Source organism: Bartonella sp. AC130YNZD (assembly GCF_042196865.1).
Lineage (GTDB): Bacteria > Pseudomonadota > Alphaproteobacteria > Rhizobiales > Rhizobiaceae > Bartonella.
The window spans coordinates 24080-44675 of the sequence record NZ_JBHIQZ010000014.1; the positions used below are offsets into that span (position 1 = coordinate 24080).

The window sequence follows — 20596 nt, forward strand, 5'->3', positions numbered from 1 at the left end:
ATCTAAGTACTTTTAAATGGGATAAGAGGTCTATCTTAAAATGATATGTTTACTCAGGACTTTCACCCTCAAACATCTGTACAGGCTGTCCAGGCATAATCGTAGAAATAGCATGCTTATAAACCAATTGCGCGTGTCCATCTCGGCGCAAAAGAACACAAAAATTATCAAATGAAGTTACAATACCCGTGAGTTTAACGCCATTGACAAGAAAAATTGTAAGGGAAATTTTTTGCTTACGCACCGTATTTAAAAACACATCTTGCAGGTGTTGTGATCGCTCTGCCATTATTCTTACACCTTTATCTAGATTGCATAAAATATTCGTGCATGCATATCGACTGAAAAATATCCAATTGTCAACGTAGAAGCTTAAAAATTCAGCAACAAACAACTGAAATTAGAGAAAAAACGGCTCTTTAACACAATAATAAAGTACAACTTACGAAAAGCTATATTAAATTAAAAATTTTTCCACGTTTACTTTTTATGAGCTTACAATTCAAAGGCATACTTTTATACATCCTAAGCTATTACAGACTATATGTGATGATGAATCTGCTTCGTTTAGAATCAATAAAAGTAAGCGGACAACAACATTTATTAACGATTATCGATATTAAAGAGAGGCATTTGCACCTTACTGTATATATAACCGCTATTAAAGTCCTTATTTCAAAGACTGCCGGCTTATAAAGCTTTCTATAAACACAAGTTGTAAACAGTATTTTTGTTTTAGTTAGATTTAAATAATAAATTGTTTTTACTATATTTTATAACATATTTAAACAGGGTACAAGAAATCGCGTTAACTTTATCTTGATAAGTTTTTAAAATTTTTCCCTAAGCATATTCCTTTCTAAATAATTAACAGCTAGTATGTAGAAATTATGTGGAAGAGGACGTATCCCTTTTCCGGCTGTAAGAGTACGAGGCGAGTATGGCACGCAGAACAAAATTGCAAACATTTGAAGTTGAAGTTGAAGAAGCCCTCACAAAAGCTATGAACTTTGATTTCGATGACACAGGATTTGAAACGATATCATCCAATAATTCTGAAAATGTTGTTAATGTCGATGATCTGATTCAAAAAATTGCAATGGCAGAAGAAGAATTTTTTGCTGAAAACGGTACGTCAACTTTTGTTTCTAATATTCATGATGAAGCTGTTATTGATAAATCCGTTGTTGAACAGCTTTTTGCTCCAAAACCTTCACCTGATATTTCAGGTGGAACTGTTCATAATACATTATTGCCTACAAAACTTCTTCCCGCAAATGATGATATAACAACCCCTGTAAATTTTGGACCATTCAAGCAGCGTTCTTCCTCGCGAGTCTACTGGTATACAACAGCGCTTAGTGCTTTATGGGCAACGGGAGGAGCTTTTATTGCGCATAAGCTCGCACCTACCGGACTCAGCTCCTTATCCAATATCAGCACTTTTGTTACATCCCCAACAGGACTTGCTGTAGCAGCCGGAACAGCAATTCCTATCCTTATATCTTGGGGCGTTGCTCAATTAACAAAACGTTCAAACGACTTACATAATATTGCACTTCTTATGACCAATGCTGCACAGCGCCTTAGTGAACCACAACATCTATCTGAAAAACAAGCTATTGCTATAGGGCAAACCATTCGTGAAGAAGTAGCGGCAATGAACGAAGGTATTGAACGTACCCTCGGACGTGCTGTTGAACTTGAAGCAATCATACAAGGTGAAGTTCACAATCTAGAACAAGCCTATGCTGAGAATGAATCACGCATTCACACATTAATCAAAGAATTGAGTAATGAACGCATAGCCATTTTGAATCATGCAGATCGCGTACAATCAACAATTAAAGGAACCCAAGAACAACTGAGTGATGAATTTGGTTTGGTTACCTCTAACATTGTAACTAATGTTGAAAAGCTTGCACAAACCCTTTCTCAAACTTTACAAAAACAAGGCGAAGACCTCGTTGAAAAACTTTCCTATGCTGGTGATGGCGTAACAAATCAGCTTGTTGAAAAATTTAACAAAACAACAACACAAATTCAGCAGAAAAACACGGAATTTTTTCATGAATTAGGAAAAAACTTCGATGGCTTTGCAAAACGACTTGATCATAATGAAAAACAAATAGAAAAAACTTTTAATGAAACAGCTGAAAAAGCAGAAGTACATGTTGCTAAAATTGCAACACATATACAAGCAGTAACAGATCAAACTTTGCACGCTGTCGATGAAAAGTTTAAAGCCTTGGATAAAGCTCTTATTGATCGTAATAATCAATCTCTACAGAATTTTGATGAGAAGATCTTAAAGCTCGACGACCAAGCACATAAACTCTCTTCTAAATTTGATAACGTAACCTCGCAAGCAATTGGAGCCTTTGAACAACGTTTAGCAACGGTTGATCTTTCTCTTAAAAAACATAGTGATTCCATCATTGATTCCTTTATAGAACGTAGTCAGGCTTTAGAGGATAATGCTGAAAAACTTGGTAACTTCTTGGAAGCTCATGTCTTGAAAATAAATGAGAACCTCCAAGAAAAAACAGCAGACATTACCCATGCATTTACAAATGGACGTGAAGCTATTCTTTCTGCAATTGATAAAAGTAAAGAAAGTCTGAGAGAAGAAATTCAATATGTCGACAATGCCATTGTTGATATCATACAAGAACGTTCACAAGATTTTAAAGTACAACTTTCTGATCAACGAGCTCTTATGGCAGACATGCTCGATAACGAGAAGAATAAAATTGCGGACACATTAAGAAATCAAATTGATGTTTTATCCCAAAATACTTCTCATATTGAAAAAGTTTTGGCTAACAATGTTCAAGTCGTTGATAAACAAGCTGAAAATCATATTACAAACATCATTCAATGCACTGAAAAGTTACAAGATGTCATTGTACAAAGTTGTAATACAACCCAAGATGCTTTAGAAGCACAAGCGAGAAATATTGATATCCGTGCCGATGCTCTGCGCGATTCTTTAGCGATTAATAGTTTTTCTCTCAATGAAGTTCTTGCCGATCAAGCACGTACACTTGAACAACGCATGGAAACAATCCATAACCTCATTGCAAAAAGTGATATACGTGTCGATGTTGCATTGAAACAACAAATAGATTTAGTTGAGAGTGCAATTGTCGCCAATAATAAAAACATTACTGAAACGGTTCAAGATCATATCAAAAACCTTGAAAGCCATGCCGAAATTTTAAAGAATACTCTCTCTCAATCGAGTGGTGTTTTCTTTGAAACCCTTGAAACACGTATGGAATCATTCGATACAGATCTAGAAGATCGTGCACACAAAATTTTTGAACGGACAACAACGCTAGAGGAAACATTATCTGAAAAATTTAGCCAAATCTGTGAGGCCATTGATATGCAAACATCTGTTATTGAGGAACGTTCTGACACATTAAAAACGTCTCTCATGATTAATAATGAGCAAAGTCAGATAATTCAACAAGCGCTGGAAAGCAGTGTTGACAATATGCGTGTAACCTTAGAAGACTCTGTTAATACAGTGACAGATAACCTGCATAATAAGATTATAAAAGCTTCTGATATTCTTTCTTCTACGAGTGAACAAATTCTTTCATCTGTTACAAATGTTACTGCACAAGCAGAAAATATTCTCTCAGAATCAGGCAATCGCATTGTATCAAATGTCAAAAAAACTGTTTATGATACCAGTGAAAAAGTTCTGTCCGTTCTGTCTGAACAAACAGCGCATACTGTCGAAGCTTTCGCAACAGCCAGTCATAATGCACAAGCATTATTGAATGAAACTATTCACACATCAACAACAGTAATAGAACAAGTTCTTAATGAACGCTGTGATGTTCTTCATCACTCTATGCAAAATCTTAAAAATAATTTAGGATATCAACTCTCTGATGTAACGAGCCGTCTGGAAGATGCTGGAAATCAAACAACAACACAAATTTCAGAACATGTTGGAAAAATAACAGAGCTTACAAATCACTTAAATCAAGCAGCGCAAAATACAACAGAATCAATTGATTCTTTAACACAGCATATCGGTGAACAACTCTCTCTTTCCACACAAGATGCTGAACAAAGAATTTATGCACATAATGAATCTTTAGTGAATAGCTTAACCAAAGCTAACTCTGAAACACTTCAAACAATAACGATTATGAAGGAAGAGCTTGTTAATAATGTCTCATCCATCTTAACACAGTTGAATCAATCAATTTACAATTTTCAGGAAAATAGTAATGTTTTATTATCGGCTGTTCAAAATATTGATGGGCAGTTTAATGAGAGTACAAATAATTTTTTCCGCAACACGAACCAAGTAGCAGAGCGTTTGTCAGCCTCAAATCAAGCGCTCAATACTAATGTTGAAATTCTGCAAGGACTTTCAAAGAGTACCTTTGAACAAATTAATCATATAACGAGCAGTTTTGGTGAACATGCAAAGACACTTTCCCAAACTATTCATGTTCTTGAACAGTCTGAAAATTCACTTAGTGCAACACTTGAAGAAAAACATAATACGCTTTCTGTATTAAGCGATGCTCTTGTTTCAAAGTCTCATGAAATTAATCAAATGATTGGGCATTATGAAAAAATCTTCAACTCAGCACTTGAACGCTCTGATAAGAATGCGCGTAACTCCACAAATTCATTCCAACAATCACTTAATAAGCTTGTTAGTGAAGCATCAACGCGTTTTTCAGAAGCAGCAGAAGATATACGTCGCTCCGCTGATGAAGTTCGTTTAGAGCTTTCAAAGATTAATAATGATATCAATGAAAATGTAAAAAAACTTCCAGAAAAAACAAAAGAAACAACGCAAACAATTCGCACAGCTTTGAATGAACAGATTACAGCGTTACAAGATTTAGTCAGTGTTATACAAAATGATCAAAAGAGCGCACAAAAACAGCTAATATCAGCATTTCCTACATCATCAATGTTTAATCAAAAAAGTGACAGTTCTACTGAGTCTGTTAAAAAGATTGTGCCACCTAAGCCTATTTTGCAACAAGATCAAAGCAAAAAAAGACCAAATAAATGGGTATCAAATCTCTTAGAAAGAGCTTCACGTGAAGAAACATTTTATGATGCTCCCCCTAGTGATGATGTTTTAACATCAGTGCAAACAAAACCATCTCCTGCAAACTGTTCTCTTAATTCATTAGCTTCTGGTATAGTGCAAGCTATTAATCACAATGCCATTGTTGAGCTATGGGATCATTATCAACGTGGACAAAAAAACATCGTAACAGAACGCCTTTATACCTTAAATGGACAAAAAATATTTGAAATGATTAAGAAAAAATATATGAGCGATTTTGGGTTTAAACGTTCAGTGAATCAATATGTTACAGATTTCGAAAAGCTCTTACGTGATATATCGCGCAGTTCTGGCTCTTCCAACTTAGTTCGCAAGTACTTGATATCAGATACCGGAAAAGTTTATACTATGCTTGCTCATGCAAGTGGTCGAATCCAATAACAAATAAGAAAGTGGAAAAAGATATTTTTTCCACTTTCTCTCTCCAGTTGTTTTAATGGCTCATCATAGAATGCTTTTTTTTCAACTGTAGCTTTGTACTTCAAAGGTTGGGATAATTGGCATGCGGTTTTCTTTGACATCCTAAGCAATAACCCTAAAGAAGCGTAATGACTTATCGAACACCGTATCATTCTAAGAATGATAAAGCATGTTTTCTATTTCCTTATCTTTTTCTTAACTCCTTTATTTTTCATAGTTTTATAAAGGTACAAAATCGGTAATAATTATTTTTATTAATTGTGAAAAAAATTCATGCTTTTGTATTAAAATAGCTCATAGAAACACTTCTATTTATTTTTTTTATCCACATATTACTCTCGTTGAATTATCTAAGTAAATATTTTTTATTATATTAGGTGAATTTGAGCTAAAAGAATCTTATTGTATTCAAATTTCTCATTCAACATACGAGATGATTCATTATAAATTATAAAGTTTGCATTATTAAGAGTTCAATTGAATAATAAACAAAACAACTCCCATTTTTAAAGTTCCAATTTCCTTTAAATAGCTGCAAAAATAATTTATAAATTGCAAATTGTTATTTAAAATTTCTTCTACCTCCCTATAGAAATTTAAATAAAGAAGATGAAGTTAATAGAAAGCACTCTTCTTTTCTTTCCTTAAGTTGTAAGCATTGCAAAAAAAATAATGGCTTGGTAATGTAATTATTAGTAATATTTTATTCGTTTGTAGACTAATCAATTTTTACGGGTTTTATTAAGGAAAGAAAAAACTGATCGTGCTGCTATCAATGAAATTATTCATGCACACAAACAAAAAGAATTATCAAACTGGTTTTACGATCCAGAAGAGTTTTCTCATACTCATACATTTTGATATTCAGAGAAATGAGGATTTATTAGTGGACAAAACCTTATCGTAGATGGAACATCTCATATACACATACGCTAACTTGGATATCATAAAAATGTCTAGAGAACAAAATAGTGATTTCAGTTCACCAAAAGCTGAACTTGACAGTGCCGCACTTTTTTATCACCAACACCCAAAACCTGGAAAATTGGAAATACAAGCAACAAAACCTCTTGATAATCAACGTGATTTAGCTCTTGCTTATTCTCCAGGCGTTGCTGCACCATGTCTTGCGATTCATGAAGATCCCAATCTCGCTGCTCAATATACCTCCCGTGCTAATTTAGTCGCTGTTATATCCAATGGAACTGCTGTTCTTGGTTTAGGGAACATTGGTCCACTCGCTTCCAAACCAGTTATGGAAGGCAAGGCCGTTTTATTTAAAAAATTTGCGAATATTGATGTTTTTGATATTGAAATTGATGCATCCGATATAGAACAAATGGTACAAACAATATCGACCTTAGAACCTACATTTGGTGGTATTAATCTTGAAGACATTAAGGCTCCTGAATGTTTTGACATCGAAGAAAAACTTCGTGCTAAAATGAAAATTCCAGTTTTTCATGATGACCAACATGGAACTGCCATTATCGTTTCTGCGGCTGTATTAAATGCCTTAAATCTTTCAGGAAAAAAAATTGAAAATGCAAAAATAGTTACCTCAGGTGCAGGTGCTGCTGCCCTCGCTTGCCTTAATCTTTTGGTTCGTCTTGGGGCAAAAGTTGAAAATATTTGGCTTAGTGACTTAGAGGGAGTTGTTTATGAAGGTCGCAAGACCCTTATGGATCGTTGGAAAATCAATTACGCACAAAAAACGGACGCACGAACTTTATCTGATATTATTGATGATGCGGATATTTTTCTAGGACTATCTGCGGGTGGTGTTTTAAAGCCTGAATATCTTAAAAGAATGGCTCAAAATCCACTCATTTTAGCACTGGCTAATCCAGTACCAGAAATTATGCCTGAAGAAGCACGCTCTATACGACCAGATGCAATGATCTGCACAGGACGCTCTGATTATCCCAATCAAGTTAATAATGTCCTTTGTTTTCCCTATATCTTCCGTGGTGCATTAGACGTAGGTGCTAGTGCAATTAATGAAGAAATGAAAATGGCCGCTGTTCATGCGATTGCTGCCCTTGCACGTGAAGAAACTTCAGATGTTGTAGCACGTGCATACTCGAAAGAACCACCCAATTTTGGACCAGACTATCTGATCCCCTCTCCTTTTGATCCGCGTTTAATACTGCGTATTGCTCCCGCTGTTGCTAAAGCAGCAATGACAACTGGTGTCGCCATTCGTCCCATTGAAGATATGGAGGCCTACTATGATATCCTCAATCGATTTGTCTTTCTTTCTGGTTTAACAATGAAACCTGTTTTTGCTGCAGCAAAAACAGCAAAACGTAAACGCGTCATCTATGCCAATGGTGAAGATGAACGCGTCCTTCGTGCAGCACAAGTTGTCATTGAAGAACAAACAGCAACGCCCCTCCTTATCGGCCGTCCACATGTCGTAGAAGCAAGATTAAAACGCTTTGGTTTAAGAATTCGTCCTGGTATAGATTTTGAATTAACAAACCCTGAAGATGATCCACGTTTTCGTGATTATGTTAATTTATTTTTTCATTATACAGGGAGGCGTGGTGTTACGCCTGAAATGGCAAAAACAGTAGTGAGAACATCAACAACGGCTATTGCTGCTCTTGCCGTTATGCGTGAAGAAGCAGATGCAATGATTTGCGGCTTAGAAGGACGCTTTGAACGTCAACTTGAATTGATTGAACAAATTATCGGTCTTGATCCTCATGTTCACCGTTTTTCTGCTATGAGTTTGCTTATCTCTCAACAACGTACTCTTTTCCTCACAGATACTTACGTCAATGAAAATCCTTCTGCAGAAGAAATCGCTGAAATGACTGTGTTGGCAGCTCAAGAAGTTGAAGCATTTGGAATAACACCAAAAGCAGCCTTATTATCACACTCAAACTTTGGTTCTAAAAACACAGAAAGTGCGCGTAAAATGCGACGTGCAACAGAAATTCTTGCCAAATTACACCCTGATTTAGAAGCAGATGGTGAAATGCATGCTGATGCTGCCCTTTCCAAAGTTTTTCGTGATCGTGTTTTTCCTAATTCTCGTCTTAAAAGTGAAGCTAATTTGCTTGTCTTTCCAACACTTGATTCAGCCAATATCACGCTCAACACTGTTAAAAGCCTCACAAATGCACTCCATGTTGGTCCTATTCTAATCGGGGCAGCACGTCCCGCCCATATCTTAACGCCTTCAGTAACTTCCCGGGGAGTTGTTAATATAACAGCCCTTGCTGTCCTTGCTGCCAATAGAAAAAATAGTCTTGTAAAATAAATGCGCAATAAAATTTCAAAGTTTTTTAAATATTGAGATATAGTATTTCATGTACTGTAAACCTCTTTTCTCTATAGATAAAGACAGCTATATTCTGGATTAAGTCTTTTTTTTAAAGAGAAAAAAGGCTAGAAGAACAATATTAAATGTATTTTGAATTTACTAACTCTATAATAAGGAATCCGTACATTGCCTTCCACGTTTGATAAAGTTGCTGATATCATTGCAGAAATCAGTGAAATTGATCGCAATACAATTACACCTGAGAGTCATACAATTGACGATTTAGGAATCGACAGTCTTGATTTTCTTGATATTGTTTTCGCTATTGATAAAGCTTTCGGAATAAAAGTCCCTCTAGAACAATGGACACAAGAAGTCAACGAAGGTACCGTTGCAACAGAAGAATACTTTGTTCTTAAAAACCTTTGTGCAAAAATTGATGATCTCGTTGCCTTAAAACAGGCGGAGTAGTTTTTTCGCCATGCATGATCAATCTGTATTCATTACTGGTATAGGTCTCATAAGCTCTCTGGGGGCAGGAACTGATCAACATTGGAATCTCTTAAATGATCCAATCCGTACACCAAACCTAGATTATATAACTTTTTCACCTTACACGGTTCATAAATTGCCCGAAATTGATTGGAGTTTACAAATTCCTAAAAAAAGTGATCAACGGCAAATGGGAACATGGCAGCGTCTTGGTACCTATGCGGCTGGTCTTGCTCTTGATGATGCCGGCATAAAAAATAATGAACAACTCACTTCAACAATGGATATGATCGTAGCGGCAAGTGGGGGAGAACGTGATATTACTGTTGATACACAGATTCTTTCTAAAGCGCGCGCAGTTGCCGATCATGCTTCTATGTTAAATGTTGCTCTTTCAACTGAACTTCGTCCAACATTATTTTTGGCACAACTTTCAAACCTTTTGGCAGGAAACATTTCAATTGTTCATAAAGTCACTGGATCATCTCGTACATTTATGGGAGAAGAAGGCAGTGGTCTTTCTGCACTTCAAATTGCTGTAGCTCGTATTAAATCAGGTCAAAGTACCCATGCTCTTGTAGGAAGTTCCTATAATGCACAAAGTTATGATATGTTGTTGGCGCATGAGCTTGGTGGTCTTTTAACCCATAATGGATGGAGCCCAGTGTGGAATCGTGAAATTCACCCCGGCGGCGGTATTATAACCGGTTCTGGTGGTATCTTTCTAGTTCTTGAAAGTAGAGAGCATGCGAAAAAACGTAACGCGCGTGCTTATGCTGAAATTAGTCAAATTGTTACAGACCAAACAGATAGAACCAAAACTTCACTGAGAGAGTCAATTGCAACAATGTTGAAAACTGTGGGCGCTAAATCTGCCTTAGTCATTTCAGCAGCCTCAGGTGCTCACGAAGCAACAAAAGCAGAACAATATGCTCTTGACGATGCTGATCTATCTTATCGCGGTATTACAACATTATTTGGTTATATGCGGGAAGCACAATTTCCTCTAGCGCTTGCTCTGGCAGCACTTGCAATTGAAAAAAAACACTGTTTTCCAGCATTAAGTCCTCATGAAAAACCTTTTCCTAAAGAAGTGCGTGAAATATTTATTACAACTATTGGTATAAAAAGAGCTGAAGGTATCGTGCGTCTTACAGCTGTTTGAAGGGGAATTTCTATCGTGAAATATCATGATCATTTTGGACGTCCACTTGTAGCAATAACTGGTGTAGGCGTTGTCACATCACTAGGACGAGGAAAACATGAAAATTGGCAAAAATTAACAAGCGGTGTAAGCGGAATCCACAAAATAACACGTTTTCCCATTGAGGGATTAAACACATATATTGCTGGAACGATTGATTTCCTCAAAGAAAGTACGTTTGGTGCTTCAGCTCTCTCTGAGAAGCTTGCACATCTTTCTGCTGAAGAAGCTTTAGAACAAGCTACTATTGATAAAAAAAATTTTAATGGACCACTCTTTCTAGCTGCTCCTCCTGTTGAACTTGAATGGAAAGCACGTTTTAGTCTTGATCAAGAGGAAGAATTCAATAATGAGCCTTCTTATGCACATCTTCTTAAAGTCTGTAAAGATAAACTCCATGAGACGCTTTTTGAATCCACACAATTTGGTGCAATTGCAGAAAAACTTCAAAAAACATTTGGCACAAAAGGACTTCCTGTTACACTTTCCACTGCCTGTGCATCTGGTGCAACAGCAATTCAATTAGGTGTTGAGTCTATTAGACGGAGAGAGACAAATAGAGCTCTCATAATTGCGACAGATGGATCAGTTTCAGCAGAATCTCTTATTCGTTTTTCGCTACTATCTGCTCTTTCAACTCAGAATGAGCCTCCAGAAAAAGCAGCAAAACCCTTTAGCCGTGATCGAGATGGTTTTGTTATGGCAGAAGGCTCAGGCGCTCTTGTTCTTGAATCTCTTCAAAGCGCATTAAACCGTAATGCTACAGTTTTAGGAATTTTAGCTGGCTGTGGAGAAACCGCCGATGACTTTCACCGTACACGTTCAAAACCCGATGCATCACCAGCAATTGAATCCGTTCGCAAAGCTTTAGACGATGCAAAAATAACCATCAATGAAATTGACTATATTAATGCCCACGGAACTTCAACACCTGAAAATGAGAAAATGGAATATCTTGCATTATCAACAGTATTCGGTGATCTTTTAGAGCATATTCCTGTCTCTTCTAATAAATCAATGATTGGGCATACATTAACTGCAGCTGGTGCAATAGAAGCGGTTTTTTCGCTTTTAACCATTCAATCGGGAATACTTCCACCGACAATAAATTATGATAATCCTGACCCTACTATCCCTTTAGATGTTGTTCCTCATCATAGCCGTAAGTCCTGTGTCAATGCGGTTTTGTCAAACTCATTTGGATTTGGTGGTCAAAATATGAGTCTTGTTATCACTGCATATAAAGGATAATCCTTTAATAATAAAATTTTATAACGCTAACCAATAATATATTTAAGGGGGATGATAATGCGTGCACTGCAACTCTTCGATGATCGTCGGCTTGAAATCAGCAATATTTCCCCGCCATTTTCACCTAGTATAGGTGAAGTAACTGTGCGGATAAAAGCCGTTGCTCTTAATCATATTGATGTATGGGGATGGCGTGGCATGGCTTTTGCGAAAAGAAAAATGCCACTCATCATTGGTGCAGAAGCCTCTGGTGAGGTTATACAAATAGGAGATGGCGTTGAACATCTCCAACTTGGACAGATTGTCTCAATTTATGGTGCACAAACCTGCGGAGTATGCCAAGCTTGTCATGAAGGGCGGGATAATCTTTGCAGTAATGTAAAGGGAGTCTATGGTTTTCACCTTGATGGATTTGCGTGTGAGCTTGTCAATTTGCCAGCACGTTTATTAGTTCCATCACCTCCCCAATGTGATGAATTGCAAGCAGCAGTTGCTCCAATTACTTTTGGTACCGTAGAACATATGCTTTTCGATAACGCAAAACTACAAGCAGGAGAAACAATCCTGGTACAGGCTGGTGGCTCAGGTATTGGTTCTGCAGCCATTCAACTTGCAAAACACATGGGCTGTACAGTTATCACAACTGTAGGTTCAGATGAAAAAATTGCAAAAGCGCACTCTCTTGGGGCAGATCATGTGATTAATTATCGTAAAGATCGTTTTGAAGGTGTAGTGCGTAAATTAACCCAAAAAAAAGGTGTTGACGTTGTTTTTGAGCATGTTGGTGTCGATACATGGAACGGTTCTCTGTTATGTATGAAAAAAGGAGCACGTTTAGTGACTTGCGGTTCTACCTCTGGTGTTTCAGTACCAATAAATCTCATGCAATTATTCCAGCAACAGCTTAAGATATTCGGTTCATTTGGCTGCCGTATGGAAAATATGAAAAATGCCATGCAAAAAATGGCACAAAAAGCCGTACACCCTGTCATTGATACAATTGTTGGGCTGGATGAAATTGATACAGCTTTAAAACGAATGGAGAGTCGTGATGTTTTTGGTAAAATTATCCTTAAAATCGATTAAATCATGATGAAGCTTTCTCTTAAAAATCTCATATATCGTATTAAAATTATAGCTAAAAAAATATCCTACTTGTTATGGGCATATCTACTCTTTGGTTCTTTATTTATTCTAAAATGTTTTCCAGCCAAAATGGGAATTTCTTTTTTTGCTTGGTTAGCAAAAAAAATTGGTCCCCTTGTACATCGTCATCAAATCACACTTGCAAACCTTAGGAGTGCATATCCAGAAAAAGCAGAGCAAGAACTCCGTGCGATTGCAATAGAAATGTGGGAAAATATAGGACGTTTCCTAGCTGAATATATTTTTCTTGATAAAATTTTTGATTTTGATCCTCATGCAGACGAGCCAGGTTTCATTGAGGTTAAAGGCATTGAAATATTTGAGCGATTAAAAAATGAAAAAAAACCACATATTTTTTTCACCGCACATACTGGCAATTTTGAACTTCTGCCTATTTGTGCACAAAGTTTTAATCTTAATGTTACGGTATTATTTAGACCACCCAATAATCCCTATGTTGCCAAACGAATCCTTAAAGCACGACAAACTTCTATGGGACATCTTGTTCCCTCCAAGGCCGGTGCAGCATGGGCATTAGCAGCCAAATTAGAAGATGGTGAAAATGTTGGTATGCTCGTTGATCAAAAATTTCGCCGCGGTATCATGGGAACATTTTTTAACAGACCTCTTAAAACAAACCCCTTAATTATAAAACTTGCTCGACAATATGACTGTGATATTTATCCAGCACGTTGTATTCGTTTGCCTAGTGGACGTCATCGTTTAGAGTTATATGAACATGTAGAACTTCCACGTGATGAAAAAAATGATATCGATATAGCTGCTTCTACGCAAAAATTAAATGATATTGTTGAATCTTGGGTCCGTGAATATCCTGGACAATGGATGTGGTTACATAGACGTTGGGACATCTAACATAAGCTCTATTGCTTACAAAGGAAGTGCAAAATGTTAGCCTCAAAAGATATCAGAGATCTCACTACAATTATCACTGCATTACGAAACTCTGATAATGGTTGTATCTGGCATAAAAAACAAACTTTTGAATCCCTCATACCCTATATGCTCGAAGAAGTTTACGAAGTCATCGATGCCATTGAACGAAAAAATCGAAAGGATCTCTGTGAAGAACTTGGGGATCTTCTTTTACAAGTTGTATATCATGCTACCATAGCACAAGAAGAAGGCAGCTTTACTTTTGAAGATGTTGTTTATGCAATCACAGAAAAAATGATTCGACGCCATCCTCATGTTTTTGGAAATGCCGAGCAAAAAAAACGAGGATTTATAAAAGAGGAGTGGGAATATATAAAAAAAAGAGAACAGGTTGAACAAAAAAGAATGTGCGAAGAAAAAAACAACAATTCCTCCACAAGCATACTCGCAAAAGTAAAACAAATCCAGCCAGCAAACCAAGAGGCACTTGCTTTACAAGAAGCAGCAGCTAAAGTAGGTTTTGATTGGCAAAAAAGTGATAAAGTTTTTGAAAAAATAGAAGAAGAACTCGAAGAGCTCAAAGAAGCCATCAAAAATAAACAAAACTCAGAGATAGAAGCAGAGTTTGGAGATCTCTACTTTATACTCCTTAATCTCGCGCGCCACTTAGCGATTAATTCACAAAAAGCATTAAAAAAAACGAATATAAAATTTCGAAATCGTTTCGCCTATATTGAAGAAAAGCTATCCACTCAATCTAAAACACTCACTGACGCATCCTTGAATGAAATGGAAGAACTTTGGAAGCAAGCTAAAATGAACGATAAAAAATAGTAGATTTCTTCTACCTAAAAGAACAAGCCCCTCTAAAATTACTAAATTATAATTTAGCTCAGCTCAATTTGTTTTATATTGATCCTGCGTAGCAGGACGAAGTTCCACCGATTCGCCACACCCGCATGCTGAAACTTGATTAGGATTTTTAAAGACAAAACCCGACCGAAGCGTTGTCACTTCATAATCCATCTGCGTCCCTAATAAAAATAATACCGCATCATGTGCTACAAAAACACGGGCACCATTCACTTCAACAACATCCGCATCTATCCCCTTTTCTTTGACAAGAGTAATTGTATACTCCATCCCTGCACAACCACCTTTTTTGATACCAACAAGAATACCCTGTGCATCTTTTGCATCCATAATCGCTTTAACACGATCCACTGCTGCTTGCGTCAAATTTATTACCGAAAAACGGCTCATCCTTTACTCTTTTCTTAGTTCAATAGACACTTTGAAAGTTTTTCCTCTATAATATTTTATCTGATATTTTAGAAAAAAAACGAAACATCAATTAAAGCATTCTGACCTTGTTTATTTGGATAAAAATACATACCCGTAAAATGAGATTTGTAATTATACAATCCAGAACTTACAATTTTTTATCCACATAAAATGCAAAATACCTCATCTATAAAACTCTAAAAAAACGAAACTTTTCAAAACCATACATTCACTCCTCTTCTTTTGAAAATCCTTATCTTTTTAGAAAAGTAACGATTAGGTAAAAAAACAATATACCTTCCGCACTCATTTGCTCCAATTCATACCCCTAAAGTCACCAATCTTACCCCCCTACTCACAATCTCAAAAGTAATTAAATGCATACATCTATTAACTATAAAGCTAAAAATTTAATGATCACAAAGAATTTTACAAATTCGTTATTTATCTTGAATTAACAACAAAATATTGATGTCCCAAATTTTTTACTTTCAAAAGCTCTAAGTGCAAAAGCATTTTAGATTTTATTCTGTTTATTTTTTCTCTTGCCTTTAAAGAAACAGTCATTTAATCGTTTTACACGAACTCGGAGCGTAGCGCAGCTTGGTAGCGCACTTGACTGGGGGTCAAGGGGTCGTGGGTTCAAATCCCGCCGCTCCGACCATTTTTAAAATGCTATAAAATAAGCTTACTTAAAAAGTGAATTATTATGCATTTCAATTGCACACACATGAACTTTTTCTTCAACGTAGAATAATGTGCAATGATATTTTATCATAAATTCGAGATAAGCTGTTTTATTAAAACGCGCTTCGTTCTTAGGAAAACACATACGAAACGCGAGACCTTTTGCCTCGCGTTTTTATTCTTCAGAAAAATTTATAGTTATCCGATCTCATATTTTCTAAATTTTCTTTACACGATAACGTCGCTGTTATCATTTTTTGTAATGGATGGTGACATCTGTACGGTTATCTTTTTGGGTTTTAATTCAGCTGGCATTTCCCTTTTAAGCTGAATATGAAGAAGCCCATCTCCAAGTTCTGCCCCAATAACCTTAACATGATCAGCCAAATGAAAACGCCGTTCAAAAGCACGCGAAGCAATACCTCGATAAAGGAATTCTCGCTCTTCATCATCATTTTTAGACTTTCTATCTCCCTTAACGATCAGCTGGTTACAATGCGTTTCAATATCAATTTCATCTTGAGAAAAACCAGCAACAGCCATAGAAATTCTATAAGAATCTTCAGTTAAACGCTCGATATTATAAGGGGGATAAGAAGAAACTTCGTCTGGTTGTGTTCTAGAATCAAACCAGTTAAAAAGATGATCAAAACCTACTGTGGAACGATAAAATGGTGAAAAATCTACTTGACGCATAATATTGCCCTCCTCTAGAGCGACTATAATTTATAATTAATTCACAAAGTTCCCACATGGCAAACTTACTTGTGAACCTGCGGCCCCATCATGGCAACCGCACTATATTATCTAGTAATCGTTTTTCTTTATTTCAACTCTTTGGGACCTAAATTGATAAAAACTATCTAAAAAGCAATATACCCCTTTTTTAATCCTCTTTCTTCATTACATAAATATCAAAGCACTAAACGGCAAATACACTGTAAAAAGGATTTCAATTGGAAACACCTCTTTATCCCATAGACTGGGGTTCCACTTCTCTTAATATCCATCATGATACTCTTAAAATAGCAATAGATCACGAAATTCGTTTTGCTATAACATATCCTGAGGTGAAAAAATCTAAGGGAACAATTGTTATTCTCAAAAGCTACGCAAATACTTTAGAAAAATATTTTTTATTAATAAATGAAATTTCTAAACGCGGTTTTCATACAGCAATATTTGGCTGCTTTGATCAAAAAAAAATATCCTTCAAGATAAGAAAACAAAGACGATATCATTGTTTTGATATAAATAATGATATTAATGACTTATATAAATTTCTTAAAAATATTGTTTATCCTAATTGTCCGCCGCCTTACTCTATGCTCACCTATGGCATAGGTGGATTGATAGCACTTAGCGGATTAGATCTCATTAATCATCAGTTTAATAGATTGCTCTGTGTTTCTCCTCTTTTTGCTCCATTCGGCAATAAAACGAATAGTTTTCAACATAAATTAACACAATTTCTTTCTGATATAGGTCTTGGCTTTATACCAGTGAAAGATGGGAAAAAATTAAACAAGACAAAACAAAAAAATATACAATTGGGACACATACATAAAGTGCCGCTCCCTTCCATTAAGCCCCCAACATCCCAATGGATGGCTTCAGTATTTAATGCGATTGATTCTATGAAAAGAAATGTACTTCATGGAAATTTACGAATCCCAACACTCTTTATTCTTGCCAATCAAAACAATATTGCAAACAACATTGAAGTGCGGCAATTATGCCAACACACACGTCTAACAGAAAGTATTACTATTACAGGCGCTGAACTGGATACAATTATGGTTAACGAAGATTATAAAAAACAATTTTGGGCTGCATTTGATGCCTTTATTCCCGATAATGTATCTGTAAAATAACACTAAACCTTAATTTCCGCTCCACCCCATCAAAAAAGAAAATTTCTACGAGCATTGGATCTACAAACACTTTATAAATATAATAGATTTTTCTTTCCAACCACTCATATGATTCGTTTTCTAGCCTTTACAGGCAAGCCATGACCTAAATATTCACCACGCATTCTAATAAAAAACTAATATACAAAGTATATCATTACATTAAACAATATTATTTTACATCATAAAAAATAACTTAATAAAAAAACTATTTATATAAATAAAAATAATAAATATATCTTAATATAACATGATACATATTTACAAATAAAGCATCAAAATACTATTTTTGATATTTTATTAAGTGATAATTTAATATTATATCTAGGAAAACAATAGTTTTCATCTATTTAAGAAAAAAATGGAAATAAAGCGCATTTATAATATTTATTACAAATCTCTATAAAAATAAATAACTATAAAATTTCTATTTCTTAGGAGAACTTTTTAAAAACAATAAATTAACATAATATTCTTCTAATTTCTCGATATATGAAAACCCTACAATAACGGTTTTCATAAGTTTTTTAATGGAATTCTGATAATAATCAGTAACTTTAAAAGAAAAGATAGTAATGAATCATCTTAGTAGTTTTAGAAAACCCCTTCTTTTTTCAAAATCACATATATTTCGAATTTAACCAACTCACAACGAATATGCTGTATTTTGAATCAGAATGTAAGAATTAACCATTTTGCCATTCATTTCAATTATGAGCATTTTACCATCTTTTTTATAAATACTCTATATTGTATAATTGATGCGGCAAAACTCTGACAAATGGAGCCATTGGAATATAATCATGAAACGAATCCTGCTCGCAGAAGATGATAACGATATGCGTCGCTTTCTCGTAAAAGCCCTAGAACGTGCAGGCTACGAAGTCGCCGATTTCGATAATGGTATTAGCGCATATGAACGTTTACAAGAAGAGCCATTTTCCCTTCTCCTGACTGATATTGTGATGCCAGAGATGGACGGAATCGAACTTGCACGACGTGCGACTGAGATTGACCCCGATTTACGAGTAATGTTCATTACGGGTTTTGCAGCGGTAGCACTCAATTCAAATAGTGATGCCCCTCCTGATGCAAAGGTTCTCTCTAAGCCATTTCACTTACGTGAACTCGTCAATGAAGTTGAAAAGATCCTTATCGCTGCTTAAAAAGTATTTTTTAAAGTTATTTGCATCTGTTGAAAGAGAAAATAAAATTAGGCATTGACGTTTGGCATTCTATATGGTGTATGCAACATCAATGAATGGGCGTGTAGCTCAGCGGGAGAGCACTACGTTGACATCGTAGGGGTCACAGGTTCAATCCCTGTCACGCCCACCATTGCATTTTATATCAACAATAATTTATTGATTTTCCATATATTTTTTACAGTGAGGGACGCGTAAATAAAAGTTAGGGAATAGGATTTTTAACATTTCTCTATAAAGCACGCTTCGCACAATGTTTCTAATGTTTCTTTGAAGTCTGCTAACGCTTCTTGATGTAAGCCATCTAAAAGTCTCATAAACGCAACAACAGTTTCACGTTGCAACGGAGTAGAAGGCTTTATGATGATGCTTTTTCGACAAGAATAGGCTTCTTTTTTTAAGAGAGAAGCCTTCTCTTTATCTAAACCATAAAGCTCTATGATCTTTTCCTCCAGTCCTACAGGAACAGATTTTTTGCCAATCTCGACAGAAGATAAAAATGCTACAGATATGTCTAATTTCTTAGCCATATCTAAGAGGCGTTCGGAGTGATCAATGCGAAGTTTCCGTAAAATTTTACCAAAAGATGTAACCATATAAAAAGTCCTATTAGAGAAGAAATATTTCTTCTGATTCTAACAAATCTTTTTATGATTTTCTTCAGTTATTACGAATCAAGAGTTCTTTTCGGGGTGTTTTTTTAGCAAAACCAGAGGTCCAAAGGGTCTCAACTTCTAAAAAGTCAAAATCCTTAAAGATCTCTCGAACCGCATCACAATCATTCAGACTCAAGACAAATTTCCCTTGGATACCCTTGAGAACTTTTGCCATACTGACAAAATCCTCTTCAACAAAATCTCCAGAACTGTAATATTTCCTTTGCAAAAAATAAGGCGGGTCTAAATAAAACAAACTATCGGGCGCATCAAAGAGCTCGATAACCCGTTCCCACGACAAATTTAATATGGTTGTATCAAGCAATTTTTGCCTTACACGTCTCATCCTTGATAATAGCTTTTCGGGATTAAAACCAGCGGGTCTCTTTCTTCCAAAACTAAAAGAAACGTAATCTTTTTTCCCATAAAGGACACAACGTTGGAGAAACAAAAAACGGGCGGCTCTTTCAACTTTGGAAAGGCTTTCTGGTTCAATCGCCGCAAGTTCAAAAAACAACTGTCTTGAACAAACAAACCATTCTAGTCGTTTGGCTAAATCATCAAAGTCATTTTGAACACATTGAAACAGATTCGTGATCTCTCCATTCAAATCATTAATAACGGAATATTTTGCTGGTCCTTTATTTAGGAAAATAACACCAGAACCTAAAAATGGTTCAACATAGGTTTCATGGTCAATGCTATTTAAAATCGGTATAATTTTCTTACGCAGATAGTGTTTACCACCCATCCACGCAAACAATGTTTGTGTAAATTCTTGTTTCATCATATTTTTAAAGGAGAGATTTGATATCTAACTTTTTGTTATCCATTTTTTGAGGTGTGATAAGATATTGTCTAGTGCGTCCATAAGGCGGGCAAAATCGATAACAAACATAAAGACAATAAAAGCTATCCATTTCATAAAACGTGACATCATCTTTAAACCTTGATAAGTCTCTATCATCTCATGAAGAAGCTGTCGTTCTGTTTCTGAGAGATCTTGTTCCTCATGACGTTTCCTACTCATTTTGCCAACCACATAAGC

General features: G+C 35.7%; 16 protein-coding genes and 2 tRNA genes. 12 read left to right on the forward strand and 6 right to left on the reverse strand.

The window, feature by feature from the left end; genetic code table 11:
- Window positions 1–49: 49 nt before the first annotated feature.
- Complete coding sequence (hfq, locus tag ACFINU_RS06565) at window positions 50–289, reverse strand: RNA chaperone Hfq (protein WP_005773461.1); 240 nt, start codon at window positions 287–289, stop codon at window positions 50–52.
- Window positions 290–940: 651 nt separating this feature from the next.
- Between hfq and ACFINU_RS06570 the strand changes: the two genes are divergently transcribed.
- The 8 genes from ACFINU_RS06570 (at window position 941) to mazG (ending at window position 14637) form a co-directional block, all read left to right on the forward strand.
- Window positions 941–5500: a hypothetical protein gene (locus tag ACFINU_RS06570; RefSeq protein ID WP_375618512.1), complete on the forward strand. Its 4560-nt coding sequence runs from the start codon at window positions 941–943 to the stop codon at window positions 5498–5500.
- 991 nt (window positions 5501–6491) lie between these two features.
- Entirely contained in the window at window positions 6492–8810 is a 2319-nt protein-coding gene (locus ACFINU_RS06575) for an NADP-dependent malic enzyme (protein WP_375618513.1), read from the forward strand.
- Between the two features lie 189 nt (window positions 8811–8999).
- Window positions 9000–9284, forward strand: coding sequence for an acyl carrier protein (locus ACFINU_RS06580; RefSeq protein ID WP_005773457.1), 285 nt, complete (start codon window positions 9000–9002; stop codon window positions 9282–9284).
- Between the two features lie 10 nt (window positions 9285–9294).
- On the forward strand, window positions 9295–10470 hold the full coding sequence (locus tag ACFINU_RS06585) for a beta-ketoacyl-ACP synthase (RefSeq protein ID WP_375618514.1): 1176 nt from the start codon (window positions 9295–9297) through the stop codon (window positions 10468–10470).
- Window positions 10471–10485: 15 nt separating this feature from the next.
- Window positions 10486–11760 carry a beta-ketoacyl-ACP synthase gene (locus ACFINU_RS06590; RefSeq protein WP_375618515.1) on the forward strand — a complete coding sequence of 425 codons (1275 nt, stop codon included), beginning with the start codon at window positions 10486–10488 and terminating at the stop codon, window positions 11758–11760.
- 57 nt (window positions 11761–11817) lie between these two features.
- Complete coding sequence (locus tag ACFINU_RS06595) at window positions 11818–12846, forward strand: zinc-binding dehydrogenase (protein WP_375618516.1); 1029 nt, start codon at window positions 11818–11820, stop codon at window positions 12844–12846.
- Between the two features lie 6 nt (window positions 12847–12852).
- Entirely contained in the window at window positions 12853–13782 is a 930-nt protein-coding gene (locus tag ACFINU_RS06600; protein WP_375618524.1) for a lipid A biosynthesis lauroyl acyltransferase, read from the forward strand.
- 33 nt (window positions 13783–13815) lie between these two features.
- Entirely contained in the window at window positions 13816–14637 is an 822-nt protein-coding gene (gene mazG / locus ACFINU_RS06605) for a nucleoside triphosphate pyrophosphohydrolase (protein WP_375618517.1), read from the forward strand.
- A gap of 63 nt (window positions 14638–14700) precedes the next feature.
- Here the strand turns inward: mazG and ACFINU_RS06610 are convergent, their stop codons facing one another.
- Window positions 14701–15066, reverse strand: a complete 366-nt coding sequence (locus ACFINU_RS06610) for an iron-sulfur cluster assembly accessory protein (protein ID WP_375618518.1) — start codon at window positions 15064–15066, stop codon at window positions 14701–14703.
- Window positions 15067–15674: 608 nt separating this feature from the next.
- On the opposite strand from ACFINU_RS06610, the gene ACFINU_RS06615 reads away from it, so the two are divergent.
- Window positions 15675–15751: transfer RNA gene (locus ACFINU_RS06615), tRNA-Pro, on the forward strand.
- Window positions 15752–16002: 251 nt separating this feature from the next.
- Here ACFINU_RS06615 and ACFINU_RS06620 read toward each other — a convergent pair.
- A complete protein-coding gene (locus ACFINU_RS06620; RefSeq protein ID WP_375613075.1) occupies window positions 16003–16470 on the reverse strand; it encodes an Hsp20 family protein in 468 nt (155 codons plus the stop codon).
- Between the two features lie 260 nt (window positions 16471–16730).
- Here ACFINU_RS06620 and ACFINU_RS06625 point away from each other — a divergent pair, with 260 nt between their 5' ends.
- From ACFINU_RS06625 to ACFINU_RS06635, 3 genes are all read left to right on the forward strand, one after another.
- Window positions 16731–17648 (forward strand): serine aminopeptidase domain-containing protein, encoded by a 918-nt coding sequence (locus tag ACFINU_RS06625; RefSeq protein WP_375618519.1) that lies wholly within the window; start codon window positions 16731–16733, stop codon window positions 17646–17648.
- An 842-nt stretch (window positions 17649–18490) separates the two neighbouring features.
- Window positions 18491–18853: a cell cycle two-component system response regulator CpdR gene (gene cpdR / locus ACFINU_RS06630; RefSeq protein WP_005773448.1), complete on the forward strand. Its 363-nt coding sequence runs from the start codon at window positions 18491–18493 to the stop codon at window positions 18851–18853.
- 97 nt (window positions 18854–18950) lie between these two features.
- A tRNA-Val gene (locus tag ACFINU_RS06635) sits at window positions 18951–19025 on the forward strand.
- An 88-nt stretch (window positions 19026–19113) separates the two neighbouring features.
- Here the strand turns inward: ACFINU_RS06635 and ACFINU_RS06640 are convergent.
- From ACFINU_RS06640 to ACFINU_RS06650, 3 genes are all read right to left on the reverse strand, one after another.
- Window positions 19114–19488, reverse strand: coding sequence for a helix-turn-helix domain-containing protein (locus ACFINU_RS06640; RefSeq protein WP_375625180.1), 375 nt, complete (start codon window positions 19486–19488; stop codon window positions 19114–19116).
- Between the two features lie 64 nt (window positions 19489–19552).
- A complete protein-coding gene (locus ACFINU_RS06645) occupies window positions 19553–20338 on the reverse strand; it encodes a DNA adenine methylase (protein ID WP_375618521.1) in 786 nt (261 codons plus the stop codon).
- Window positions 20339–20362: 24 nt separating this feature from the next.
- Window positions 20363–20590 (reverse strand): hypothetical protein, encoded by a 228-nt coding sequence (locus ACFINU_RS06650; RefSeq protein ID WP_375618525.1) that lies wholly within the window; start codon window positions 20588–20590, stop codon window positions 20363–20365.
- Window positions 20591–20596: the final 6 nt, after the last annotated feature.